Raw genomic sequence first — 12,603 nt, 5'->3', positions numbered from 1 at the left:
CGCGCGACAAGGATGCCCGTATGAATGACCCTGTTTCGCTCCCCTCTCCGAGCCGCCCCCTGCGCTGGATCGTGCCGATCACGGCGCTCGTCGTGTTGGCCGGCGGCGGCGCCTGGGGCTGGACGCAGTGGCAGTCGCGACAGGCGCAGGAACGACTGCGCGAACAGAACGACCAGTTGCAGGTGCAGGGCCTGCTGGACAGCGTGGAAGCACTGCGCCGCGACCAGCGTTCGACCTCCCAGCGCGTGCAGGACGCCGCCGCCACCAACCGCGTGCTGCGCGATGAAATGCTCGGCCTGAGCCAGCGCAATGCGCTGCTCGAAGAGAACCTGGCCAAGCTGGCCGACAGCACCCGCCACGGCGCGCAGGCACTGCAGCTGGAAGAAGCCGAGCTACTGCTGAGCCAGGCCGGGCAGCGGCTGGCCTATGCCGATGACGTCGAGGGCGCCAAGCGCCTGTACGCGTTGGCGTCCGCCTCGCTGGACGACGTGCAGGGCAACGAGTATCTGAACCTGCGGCAGGCATTGATGCAGGAGCGCAATGCGGTGGAGGCGCTCGGCCCCGGAGTGCGCGCGCAGACCCAGGCACGGTTGGGCCGGTTCGCCCAGGCCCTGACCACCCTGCCCGAACAGATCGACGCCCCGGCCGATACGACTGCCGGCACGCCATGGTGGCACCAGGTGCTGGCGCCGTTCGTGACCATCACCCCCACCCGCCTGCAGGGCCCGCTGACCGAAGCCGACCGCGTGGCCGCGTGGGATTCGCTGCAGCTGGAACTGACCTTGGCGCGGGCAGCGGTGGAGCGCGGCGACCCGTCCGGGTATCTCCAGGCGTTGGACCGCGTTGCACTGTGGTTGCCGCGGCTGTGGCCGGATTCACCTGCTCTGCGCGAGCAACGTGCTGAACTGCAGCAACTACGCGCCTGCGAGCTGCGTCCATCGCTGCCCGAACTGGGCAGCACCCTGCAGCAACTGCGCTCGATGCGTAACGGGAGATAATCGATGAAGCCCTTTCAATCTCTGGTGGTCCTGCTCCTGGCCGTGGCCTTGGGCGTGATCGCCTCACAGTGGCTCGGCACCGAACAGCTGCGCCAGTTCGGCGAAGTGATCTACCGCTACGGCGGCACCGACTACCGCTCTACCGTGCCCCAGGTCGCGCTGATGGTGCTGGTCGGGGTGCTGGTGCTGTGGCTGCTGTGGAGTCTGCTGGCCTCGCCGTTCCGCGCCTGGGGCCGCTACCGCCGCAAGCAGGGCCGCGCCCGCCTGACCGAAGGCCTGCAGGCCCATGAACAGGGCCACTGGCAGCGCGCGGAAAAGCTGCTGACCAGCGCTGCTGAGGACAAGGAAGTAAGCGCGGTCGCCTTGGTCACCGCCGTGCGCAGTGCGCAGGCGCGCGATGACGATGCTGCGGTCAATCAGTACCTGCAGCGCCTGGCCACCGAAGATGCCACCAGCCACGCCCTGCTGCTGGCCGAACGCCTGCTGGCACAGGAACGCCCGGTCGATGCGATCAACGTGCTGGACGTTGCCGCGATCCAGCCGCTGCCGCCGCGTGGCCTGTGGCTTCGCACCGAAGCGCTGGCACGTGCCGATCGCGCGCATGAGGCCTATGGCCAGCTGGGCGCACTGCGCAAGCAGAAGGTCCTGCCGGATGCGGCCGTGGCCGAGCTGGAAATCCGCCTGGCCGCACAGTCGCTGCTGGAAGCCGGTGACGTCAACGCGCTGGCCGCCCAGTGGGAAGCCACGCCGAAGGCATTGCGCAGCGATCCCGATGTCGTCTCCGCCTATGCGCTGCGCGCAGTGGCACTGGACTGGGACGAACCGGCTCTGCTCAACCTCGAACAGGCCCTGGACACGCGCTGGGACGAATCGGTGGTGACGCTTTACGGCCAGATGCCGGTCGAAAAGCTGGCCACGCGCCAGGCCAACCTGCAACGCTGGTTGACCACGCAGCCCGCCAGCCCCGCATTGCTGCTGGCGCTGGGCCGCATTGCCGCCCGTCAGCGCCAGCACACGCTGGCCGAGGATTACCTGCACCGCGCGATTGCCGCCGGCGCCGGCCCGGCCGCGTGGGAAGCGTTGGGCGAGGTGTTCCTGGATCGCGGCGAGACCGCGCTGGCCTCGCAGTGCTTCGCCAATGCCCTGCGCCAGCAGCGTGGGGATGACAGCGTGGCGCTGGCCCGTGCATCGACCACCACGCCACTGGACCCGATCGTGCCCGAACGCGCCACCATCGAAGAGCAATCGCTGATGGGCGAACCGGCCCCGGTGCAGGATCGCCTGCACGTGGAACGCGACGAGTTCGGCAATCCACGTCTGCCGTAACGTGCGACGCGGCACCCGGTGGTGCCGGCCGCTGGCCGGCAATGCGGAGTCCCGGAGAGGATTTGAGGAGCCGGCCAGCGGCCGGCACTACCAGAGCCGAAGGGTGCACACCTCCGCCGGATACAAAAAAGAAGGCCGCCCTTGGGCGGCCTTCTTCGTTCAATGAAGCGCAGGGCGATCAGCGCTCGACGATCGCCACCACACCCATGCCACCGGCGGTGCAGATCGAGACCAGCGCGCGGCCACCGCCGCGTTCGGCCAGCTGCTTGGCCGCCGTGGCGATCACGCGGGCACCGGTGGCGGCGAACGGGTGGCCGGTGGCCAGCGAGGAGCCCAGCGGATTGATCTTGGCCGGGTCGATCCTGCCCAGCGGCGCATCCAGGCCGAGGCGGTTGCGGCAGTAGTCTTCGCTTTCCCACGCGCGCAGCGTGCACAGCACCTGCGCGGCGAACGCTTCGTGGATTTCGTAGAGGTCGAAATCCTGCAGGGTCAGGCCATTGCGCTTGAGCATCTCCGGCACGGCGATGGTCGGTGCCATCAGCAGGCCTTCGCCGTGCACGAAATCCACCGCGGCCACCTGCGAATCACGCAGGTAGGCCAGCGGCTCATGGCCGTGCGCGCGCGCCCATTCTTCACTGGCCAGCAGCACCGCCGAGGCACCATCGGTGAGCGGGGTGGAGTTGGCGGCGGTCAGCGTGCCGCGCCCGGAGACCTTGTCGAAGGCCGGCTTCAGCGTGGCCAGCTTTTCCAGCGAGGTATCGGCGCGCAGGATGTTGTCGCGCTCCACGCCGCGGAACGGCGCGATCAGATCGGTGAAGAACCCGCGCTCATACGCGGCGGCCAGCTTCTTGTGCGAGGACACTGCCCACTCGTCCTGCGAGTCGCGGGAGATGTTCCACTCCTTGGCCATGTCTTCGCAGTGGTCGCCCATGCTTTTGCCGGTACGCGGCTCGGCCACGCCCGGGAATTCCGGCTTGAGCTCGCTCAGCTTGAAGCCGCGGGTCAGCGCCTTGAGCTTGTCGCCGGTGCTCTTGGCGCGGTTGGCCGCCAGCAGGCGCGCGCGCAGCTTCTTGCCGTAGACGATCGGCACATCGGAGGTGGTATCCGAGCCGCCGCCGATGCCCGAATCGATCTGGCCCAGCGCGATCTTGTTGGCCACGGCGATGATCGTATCCAGCGAGGTGCCGCAGGCGCGCTGCATGGTGATGCCCGGGGTCAGCGGGGACAGGCCCGAGGACAGCGTGGCTTCGCGGCCGAGGTTCCAGTCGCTGGAGTGCTTGATCACCGCGCCCATCGCCACTTCGCCCAACTGCTGGCCGTGCAGGCCGAAGCGTTCGACCAGCGCACCGAGGGTGCGCACCGACATGCCGAGGTTGCCGACGTCCGAATAAGCCGTGTTCTGGCGACAGAACGGAATGCGGACGCCGCCGAGGATGGCGACGGGACGGGCGTTGGGCATGGAGATACCTGGCATGGGAGGGGTGTCTGCAACATGGCCTGCACGAAGGAGCAGGCATAATGGGGCCAAGTGTAGCTGCCGCCCTGTGATGGGCCAACCGTGAAACCATGAGCAAACCCGACCACGGCATGAATGCCATTGGCGTACTGGCATTGGAACTGGCCGGCGGCGACGCCCCGCGCCATGCCGCGCTGTCCTCCGAACAGGCTGGTGAACTGGCCGAACGCGTCGGCCGCGATCTGGCCAAGCTGGTGCCCGGCGTCAGCGGGCTGGACTTCGTGTTCGCCGGCGCCCATTTCGATCCGGCGGAAATCCTGCGCCCGGGCTGGCCGGTGCACCGGCGCCTGGAAGAACTGCAGATGCGCGCCCCGGGCCGCAACCAGGGCCCGCGCGTGCTGGCCTTTGGTGCCGGCGCCGACGGCGATGTCCCGCTGCCGTTCCAGGCCGATGCCAGCCTCACCGGCGGCGGCCTGCGGGTCGTCCCGTTCCTGCTGACCGGCACCGAAGTCGTCCAGACCCAGGCCGTGGCCGAGGCGCTGGAAGAGCTGCTGCTGGCCCAGGGCATGGCGCAGGCCGATACCGCGCTGCAGGCGAAGAACGCCTTCGGCGCGCAGATCGAGCACGCCCGCTATTTCACGGTGAATGACCTCGCCGCGATGATGTCCATGCAGTACGACAACCAGGGCCTGGCGATTCTGTGGCCGCTGATCGAAACCGCGCTGATGGCACCGCACGTGGAAGAGTGGCTGGATGCCGCGCCGGAGCCGCTGCTTCGATACGCTGATGGCGAAGTGCGTATGGCGCTGTTCGATCCCGCCGGCTGGTGCGCGTACTACAGCCACGGCACCGGCGACTGTGATCGCCTGCAGGGCATCTACGACCAGTACCTGATCCGCCAGCGGCAGATGGCCGCCGTGCTGGAAGCGCACGGCCTGCCGGTGCTGTTCGTGCATTGCGAGGCCGGGCAGGACGCGCGCGAATTGCTGGCTCGTTAATAGGGACGGAGGTAGTTAAGCCGGCGGCTTAACTACCTCCGTCCCCGTTATTTAAAAAAAACGCCGGCTTTCGCCGGCGTTTTTCGTCAAACACGGCCCGGATTACGGGGCCGCTTTGATCACCGCGCACGCCAGGCGAGCACCGGCATTGCCGGTCGGCTGGGTCTTGTAGTCGTCCGCATCGGCATGGACGATCAGCCCGCGGCCGATGATGTCGAAGCCATCGCCCTTGCCGATGTTGACGTTGGTCGAGACCGGGGCATCGACCACGGCGTTGCCCTGGGCGTCGGCCTTGATGTTGGGCATGTCGCCACCGTGATGCGGCTCGCTGGCGACGCTGCCATGGTCTTCCTGGCCCGGATTGAAGTGGCCACCGGCGCTGGCGCCGTCCGGCGCACTGCAGTCGCCCTTCTCATGGATGTGGAAGCCGTGCTCGCTGTTCGGCTTCAGGCCGCTGACCTGGCCCTTCACGTGGACCTTGCCGTCAACGACGCTGAAGGTCACGGTGCCTTTGACCTCGTTGCCCTGGGTGGCAGCAAGGTCGGCACTGGCGGTGTGGTTGGCATGGGCTTCGCTGGTCATTGCCGGCGGTGCCTCGGGGGTCGCTTCAGCGGTTGGCTGGGACGCCGTGGCTTCGGCAGCCGGGGTGGCTTCCGGGGTGGTGTCGGCCGGCTTGTTGCAGGCGGTCAGGCCGAGCGCGGCGATGGCAGCGAACAGCGTGGTGTGGATCAGGCGCATGTGGATCTCCTTGCGGGTAGCGTTGGAAGAAACGACGTCATGGGACTGCGCGATCAGCGCACGACCCGGATGACGCCGCAGGCAATTCGGGCACCGGCGTTGCCGGCCGGCTGGCTGCGGTAATCGTCGGCGTTGGCGTGCACGATCAGGGCACGTCCGGCGATATCGGTGGCTGCGCCGCCGCCAAGGGTAACCGCTGGCAGGCGGATGTCCACGTTGACGCGGCCCTGCGCATCGGCGCGCAGGTTGTCCATGTCACCGGCGTGATGCGCACCGGCACTGTTGCGGCCATGCGGTTGCCCTGCAGGATTGAAATGCGCACCGGCGCTGCTGGCATCCACTGCACTGCAGTCGCCGCGCTCATGCACGTGGAACCCGGCCACCTGCAGCGGCTGCAGACCACCGATGACACCGGTGATGTGCACGCCATGGGCGTCCGGCACCAGCGCCAGGCGTCCACTGACCAGACTGGCCGAGGCCGGCGACAGATTGGATTCGGCCATCTGCGCGGTGCTGACCACCGGTACGACGGGGGCGACCGGGCGCGGCGGCGGTGTGCTGCCGCAGGCGGCCAGACCGACCGCGATCACCGCAGCGAGGACGACTTGGGAACTGCGCATGGGAAGACTCCTTGGTTGCAAACTAACCGTGTGCTCGTCCACAGGCCATGAAAGCGGCCCGGACATGGCGCACACGCGGTGTGGACATGCGGTTCATCCGCCGCGACGGCGGCCGGCGCCGAGCTTGCGGGTGAGGGTGTTGCGGCCCATGCCCAGCCGCGCGGCGGCCTCGGCACGGCGGCCATGGGTGATCTGCAGGGCCGCTTCGAGCAGCGCCTGGTCGACCCGGTCGCGCACCTGCGCGTGCAGGCCTTCGGCCCCTTCGGCCAGACGCTGGCGCGCCCACGCCGAAAGCAGCGTTTCCCACTGCCCCGGATCCCCGGCACCGCGCGAGCGTGGCGCACCCGCACCGCGATGCAGCGCGCTGTCCACGTCGGCCACGCCGATGCTGTCGGCCGCGGCAAGTGCCGCCATGCGCCAGCACACGTTCTCCAGCTCACGCACGTTGCCGGGCCAATCGTGTTCGCGCAGCGCCTGCAACGCAGCAGCAGTCAGTCGTTTGGGCGGCGTATCGAGTTTGTGTGCGGCCGCGGCCAGGAAGGTCTCGGCCAGCTGCGCGACATCGTCGCGACGCTCGCGCAGCGGCGGCAACCGCAGCCGCACCACATCCAGCCGGTGCAGCAGATCGGCGCGGAAGCGCCCCTGCGCCACCAGCGTTTCCAGATCCTGATGGGTCGCGGCGATCACGCGCACATCGACGCGGATCAGCTCGCGCCCGCCCACGCGGAAGAACTCGCCCTCGGCCAGCACGCGCAGCAGGCGCGTCTGCAGCGGCAACGGCATGTCGCCGATCTCATCCAGGAACAACGTGCCACCGTTGGCCTGCTCGAAGCGGCCGATATGGCGACGCTGTGCACCGGTGAACGCGCCCGCCTCATGGCCGAACAGTTCGCTTTCCAGCAGTTCGGAGGGAATCGCCGCGGTATTGAGCGCGACGAATGGCCCCTGCACGCGCGGCGACTCGTGGTGCAGCGCATGCGCGACCAGCTCCTTGCCGGTGCCGGTCTCGCCATTGATCAGCACCGACAGTGGCGCCTGCGCCAGGCGGCCGATCGCGCGGAACAACGCGCGCATCGCCGGGGTATCGCCGACCAGCTGCGGACGCTGATCGGGCGGGGTCGCGCTGGCGGTCTCGCTCGGCTCGGCAAAGGTGACATCCGGCGCCGGCAGGACGCGCTGCGCCAGGGCGACCGCGTCATCCAGATCGAATGGCTTGGACAGAAACTCCTGTGCACCGCCGCGGAAGGCACCGGCCGTGCTCGCCACATCGGTATAGGCCGACATCACGATCACCGGCAGCTGGGGATGCGCCGCCTTCAGCTTGTCCAGCAGGACCAGCCCATCATCGCCGGGCATGCGGACATCGGTGAACAGTAGATCCGGCGGCGCCTGCTCGGCCAGCATCGCCAAGGCGGCAGCCGCTCCGTCGAACCCTTCGACGCGGTAGCCGGCCTCGCGCAGCGCGGTGCACAGCACGAAGCGCACCGCGCGGTCATCGTCGACCACCCAGACGCGCTGGGCGGTGGTGTCGACCTGGTCAGCCATGGGCGGCAGTGTCCTCGGCGGGGGTGCCCTGCCCGATCGGCAGCAGCACGGTGAATACGGTATGGCCCGGGCGCGAGCGGTAGGTCAGGGTGCCGCGGTGCTCGCGCGCGACCTGCTGGGCCAGCGCCAGGCCGAGCCCGGTGCCCTCGGCGCGGCCACTGACCAGTGGCAGGAACAGATGCTCGGCCAGGTCTTCGGGCACGCCACGGCCGTCATCGGCGATTTCCAGCCGCAGCGCCAGCGGATGCAGTTGATCGGTGATGCGCACGCCGTGCTCCACGCGCGTGCGCAGGGTAACGGTACCCGCACCGGCCTGGATCGCATTGCGGACCAGGTTCCACACCGCCTGGGTGAGGCGGTCGGCATCGCCATCGAACTCGGGAATGCTGGGGTCGTAATCGCGCTGGATCCGGACCGCCCAGCCGCCCTCGCTCTCCGCCAGGCGCAGGACTCGCTCCAACGAGGCGTGGATGTTGAGCGCCGCATGCGGTGCCGCCGGCGCGGGCGACAGCAGTTGCTCGAGCAGGCCGTTCAGGCGTTCGATTTCCGAGCCGATCAGCTCGATCAGTTCACGCTCGTCCGGATCGCGCTGTGCGTTGCGGCGTGCCAGCAGCTGGGCCGCGCCCTTCAATCCCGCCAACGGATTGCGCAGCTCGTGGGCCAGGCCTTTGAGCGCGGCACTGAGCGCGCTGGGCAGCGCCTGGGTGGGGTCCAACCCCGGGAACTCATCGACCGGATGCGCCTCCAGCAGCCAGCCGCCCTCGTCCCAGCGGCTGAGCCACCCCTCGGCAAAACGGGGTGCATCGCCCGGCAGCGCCAAGGCCAGCCGGTGCAGGCGCAGCGTGTCGCGCTCATCGCGGGCGAGGAAGTGGGCCAAGGCGTCGCCCTGGGCCTCCAGCGAGGCCAGCGGCTGGCCCAGCAGGCGGCGCACGCTCACACCCAGCCAGCGGGCGAAGGCCGGATTGCAGCCCACCACACGGCCGCTGGCGTCGGCCCAGGCAACCGGAGTGCCGAGGGCGTCGAGGGCGGGGGGCAGGAGCGCGGTGGTCATTGCACCAATGTAGTGCAAAACGGCAGGCGTGTTGATCTTGTGCTGCGCGCAGCGGCGCGCTGGCAAACGCCCGGGCAGCGTGCACCCGCCGTCAGTTGGCGGGGTCGGGCGCCTTCGGCAACGCCACACCCTTCGGCCACAGCATCCAGATCGTGCCCTTCTGCTTCATGTGCCCGGCCAGCTCGCCGGCGACATCGCCAGTGCCCCAGAACAGGTCCGCGCGCACTTCGCCGGTGATGGCACCGCCGGTGTCCTGCGCGGCGACCGGGCGCACCAGCGCGGTACCGTCCGGCCGCGTGGTGGACAGCCACAACAGGCTGCCCAGCGGCACGACGTTGCGGTCCACGGCGACGCTGTAGCCGGCGGTCAGCGGCACGTTCAACGAGCCGCGCGGGCCGTCATCGCTGTCCGGGCCACGGGTGAAGAACACATAGCTGGGGTTGCTGGCCAGCAGCTCGGGCACGCGTGCGGGATGGGCATCGGCCCAGGCGCGGATGGCGGCCATGCTCACGTCGGCCTGCTTCAACTCACCCTGCTCCACCAGCCAGCGGCCGATCGGGCGGTAGGGATGGCCGTTCTGGTCGGCGTAGGCGATCCGCAGTTGACGACCATCGGCCAGCTGCACGCGACCGGAGCCCTGGATCTGCAGGAACTGCAGGTCCATCGGGCTGGTCAGCCAGGCCAATACGGGGGCTTTGACGCCGTTCGTGGCGATCCGCGCTGCATCGTCATACGGCTTGAGCACGCGCCCCTCCACGCGGCCGCGCAGGCGCTTGCCCTTGAGTTCGGGGTAAAGGCTGTCGAGCTGGACGCTGACCATGTCGTCGGGCACGCCGTACACCGGCACCGATGCCTTCGCGGTGCGGGTGAGGCTGCCGGCATAGATCGGCTCGTAGTAGCCGGTGATCAGGCCGTCGGCCCGGTTGCCGGCGGCACGCAGCGCATAGACGTCGAGATTGGCCTGCAAGAACTGGCGGATGCCGGCCGGTGTGGTGGCAACGTTGGCCGCCGCTGCGCAGGTGGGTGCCCAGTTGGCCTCCGTCTTCAGGCGCGGGCAGGCACTGCGCCAGGCCGCGAAGCCAGCCTGCAGATCGGCATCCGCGACGGCGGGCAATGCGTTCCAGTTTGCCTTCGCGTAGGTGCTGGTTTGCACCGGCGGTGATGCCGGGCGCTGCGGCGCGACCGCGCAGGCACTCAACAGCGCCAATCCCACGCCCATCAGCGCGGCGTGCTTGAGTACGGAGAGGACGGCCGTGAACTTCATGGGCGGCGTTCCTGTTGCAACAGCAGCGAGTGCAGGATGCGGGCGTCTTCGGCATCGAGATCTGCGGGGAGATCGTCGCGGCCGCGGAAGCGGCGATGGAAGGCGCCGACGGCCGCCGCCCGGTCGTCCATCGGGTAACCGAAGGTCTGAAGGGCCATCCAGGGATCGAAGCCCATCGGCGCCGGGCCATCGGTCGCGCGCGGCCATACGCCGAAACCGGCTTCGGCCAGCTGCTGCCACGGGAAGAAACGGCTGGGATCCTGCTTGCGCGACGGGGCCAGATCGGCATGCGCGATGATCTGGCTGCGCGGGATGCGCAGGCGCGTGCACAGGTCATCCAGCAGGCGGATCAAGGCCGCGATCTGTGCCGGTGCGAACGGCGTGTCGCCATCGTTGTCGATCTCGATGCCGATCGAGGCCGAGTTGAGATCAGTGATCGTGCCCCAGCGCCCGGGACCGGCATGCCAGGCGCGCCGGTCATCGCCCACCAGCTGGTAAATGTGGCCATCGGCGCCGACCAGATAGTGCGAGCTGACCTTGCCGCCGCTGTTGGCGCTACGCAGCGTGTCCAGGCTCTGCTGCACGGAATGCTGATCGGTGTGGTGAAGCACGATCACGACCGGCGCGCGCGCGTTGTGGTTCGCCGACGGCACCCAGGTGGCGAGCGGGCTGCGCTGCTCGAGCGGGATGGTGCTGCAGGCAGCCAAGGACAGCGCCAGCAGGGCGGACAGCGACAGGCGATAGCGGGTCATGGGGGGATTCTACCCGGCGCTGCGAGCACCGCGTGGGGCTGGCAGCGCTGGCCGTCGCGCCTGGCGAATCCGAGCTTTCCAGGGGCCTTCCCTTACCTCAAGCACGCTCAGCGGAGGCGGCGGCCGACAATCAGCCTCATAAGACGTACATGTTAAATACGCCGACTACCTGTTGGATATGAGGATGCGATTCCAGATCGATGTCTTCTTGCTCGCCAAGGAGTGCATTGATCGCAACCATCTCATCCCGAGTAGCGAAATTAACACCCGCGCCTCGTCGAGGCTGATGATCGCCAGAATCTCGAAGGGAATTCCATCAAATGGCGACCATTTGAAAAGAGGTACTAGTCCATCACCGTCGTCATCAACACGACTGAGGTGATACTCGCGCAACGCAGGCAGTGATTCGGCAACGACCCCAGTTCTGCGCCACCTCGGTGTAATTGCAAAAGCCGCGCAGGTCGCCACTCCGATTAGACGATGGACGGCCCGCACATTGATCGTGTAACCACAGTGCAAACAACACGAGGCTACGACCGTCTTGCTCCGGACCGCCGCGCTCGTTGCCTCGTTCGAGGATGAACTTCAGAGCGTCCGCCATCACTTGAGCACGGGTGCGATCCCTAAGGAGCAAGAATGCCAAGACCAAACTCGCCGCTATAGGAAGAGATGATTGAGCAGTCATAGCTGAGTCCTGACGTCATTCCACATCGCGCCTGGAAGCCAGGGCCACCCGTATCCTGATCTCCCAGAACCTGCAATACAGGGAACGAAAAATGTCGCTCCGACCGGGCGCATCGTCCTGCATCGCGACTTGGCCTCTCGCGCCGTAGTACAGCTACGGGAGGAGAGCGAGCTGCTGGCTCTCAGACGGCCATTCAAAGACGTTTCATTACAGTCAGTCTCAAGCTCCATTCTCGACGACCCCTTACAACGTCTCAAACGTGAACATCTGCCGGCTTCCTGAACATTGCGGGTGAACTAATCAGAGAACCCTGAGCCGACTCGCGGATCAGCAGATAGTTTCCTTTCGTATTACCTGCATCGGGACATCGCGAGACGGACACCCTCTCCGACTTCCGCAGGCGTAACGGATCCAGGGAGTACTACATGCTGATCTTCGGGCACTCCGCCCCAGCCCTCAAGCTTTTCATGGACTGTTGGAGAAATTATGATCTCTTGGTCACGTCGCTCAACGTTGCAATCTAATAATTCTTTGAACAGTTCGCGGCGGGTCTTGTAGCCAAATTTTCGCATGTGCAGACCAACCCACTCGTCTGACGCATTTTTCAAAAACTCTAGATCGTAGAGTCTTTTATCAAATGTGGCCTCTGGATGAATCCACACACCCTCACGTGGCTGCGCAAGAACAAATCTACTTGCGTCAAGCGCGGCTAGCACTGCTGTTCCCAAGGCTTCGTTTTCTACGTTCGGAGGAAGTATAAGTCTCACTCCTTCCGGGTCCATTCGGGAACTTCTGTAGCCTGAGAAAGTCTGGACCGTAACGAAATCTTGGTTGGCCTTCACAGATGCCCATTGAGTCTTCCTTAATTTATTCATCTCATTCAACCGTAATTATTCTGAATAGAATCATCTGCCTCTCGTGCACGCAACTGCTCTCATTATCTCACTCCATGCAGGTTGATGCTGGCACCCGCCCACTAGCCTGAAAGGTGGAACCCTGCGAAACCACGCTGCTGCTGTCGGCGCTGCTGTTGGCAGCCTTGAAGCCGATACCGGCTTCGGCTCGGCGGCAGTCACCTTCTGGCCGCCGATGACGATGTTGCCTTCGGTCAGCGTGGCGTAGGTGGTGCTGCTGTCGCCGCCCTTCTCGTTCATCGGCACGCCGCCACCA

General features: G+C 66.9%; 12 protein-coding genes. 3 read left to right on the top strand and 9 right to left on the bottom strand.

All coding sequences use genetic code 11. From position 1 onward, the window contains the following. Window positions 1–20 precede the first annotated feature (20 nt). Window positions 21–998 (top strand): uroporphyrinogen-III C-methyltransferase, encoded by a 978-nt coding sequence (locus ACW6W5_RS16180; protein ID WP_152154152.1) that lies wholly within the window; start codon window positions 21–23, stop codon window positions 996–998. Window positions 999–1,001: 3 nt separating this feature from the next. Then, complete coding sequence (locus ACW6W5_RS16175; RefSeq protein WP_121044471.1) at window positions 1,002–2,324, top strand: heme biosynthesis protein HemY; 1,323 nt, start codon at window positions 1,002–1,004, stop codon at window positions 2,322–2,324. Between the two features lie 178 nt (window positions 2,325–2,502). On the opposite strand, the gene ACW6W5_RS16170 is transcribed toward ACW6W5_RS16175, so the two are convergent. After that, complete coding sequence (locus tag ACW6W5_RS16170) at window positions 2,503–3,798, bottom strand: acetyl-CoA C-acetyltransferase (protein WP_121044474.1); 1,296 nt, start codon at window positions 3,796–3,798, stop codon at window positions 2,503–2,505. Between the two features lie 92 nt (window positions 3,799–3,890). Between ACW6W5_RS16170 and ACW6W5_RS16165 the strand changes: the two genes are divergently transcribed. After that, window positions 3,891–4,778 carry a hypothetical protein gene (locus ACW6W5_RS16165; RefSeq protein WP_152154154.1) on the top strand — a complete coding sequence of 296 codons (888 nt, stop codon included), beginning with the start codon at window positions 3,891–3,893 and terminating at the stop codon, window positions 4,776–4,778. Between the two features lie 102 nt (window positions 4,779–4,880). On the opposite strand, the gene ACW6W5_RS16160 is transcribed toward ACW6W5_RS16165, so the two are convergent. From ACW6W5_RS16160 to ACW6W5_RS16125, 8 genes are all read right to left on the bottom strand, one after another. After that, window positions 4,881–5,516, bottom strand: coding sequence for a superoxide dismutase family protein (locus ACW6W5_RS16160; RefSeq protein WP_152154155.1), 636 nt, complete (start codon window positions 5,514–5,516; stop codon window positions 4,881–4,883). 53 nt (window positions 5,517–5,569) lie between these two features. Then, entirely contained in the window at window positions 5,570–6,136 is a 567-nt protein-coding gene (locus ACW6W5_RS16155) for a superoxide dismutase family protein (protein ID WP_152154158.1), read from the bottom strand. Between the two features lie 93 nt (window positions 6,137–6,229). Beyond that, complete coding sequence (gene ntrC, locus ACW6W5_RS16150; protein WP_152154160.1) at window positions 6,230–7,681, bottom strand: nitrogen regulation protein NR(I); 1,452 nt, start codon at window positions 7,679–7,681, stop codon at window positions 6,230–6,232. After that, complete coding sequence (locus ACW6W5_RS16145) at window positions 7,674–8,732, bottom strand: two-component system sensor histidine kinase NtrB (RefSeq protein WP_152154162.1); 1,059 nt, start codon at window positions 8,730–8,732, stop codon at window positions 7,674–7,676. Before ACW6W5_RS16145 ends, ntrC begins: the two co-directional genes overlap by 8 nt. A 91-nt stretch (window positions 8,733–8,823) precedes the next feature. Then, a complete protein-coding gene (mltA, locus tag ACW6W5_RS16140; RefSeq protein ID WP_428999847.1) occupies window positions 8,824–9,951 on the bottom strand; it encodes a murein transglycosylase A in 1,128 nt (375 codons plus the stop codon). Between the two features lie 41 nt (window positions 9,952–9,992). Further along, window positions 9,993–10,748 carry an N-acetylmuramoyl-L-alanine amidase gene (locus ACW6W5_RS16135; protein WP_152154165.1) on the bottom strand — a complete coding sequence of 252 codons (756 nt, stop codon included), beginning with the start codon at window positions 10,746–10,748 and terminating at the stop codon, window positions 9,993–9,995. Window positions 10,749–11,783: 1,035 nt separating this feature from the next. After that, window positions 11,784–12,308, bottom strand: coding sequence for a contact-dependent growth inhibition system immunity protein (locus ACW6W5_RS16130; RefSeq protein WP_152154168.1), 525 nt, complete (start codon window positions 12,306–12,308; stop codon window positions 11,784–11,786). Between the two features lie 30 nt (window positions 12,309–12,338). Continuing rightward, window positions 12,339–12,603 (bottom strand): hypothetical protein (locus ACW6W5_RS16125; protein ID WP_458233662.1); only part of this gene is annotated, 265 nt, incomplete at its 5' end.

This window comes from Stenotrophomonas sp. IS26 (genome assembly GCF_054188265.1).
This window is presented reverse-complemented; position numbering and strand designations above follow the sequence as displayed.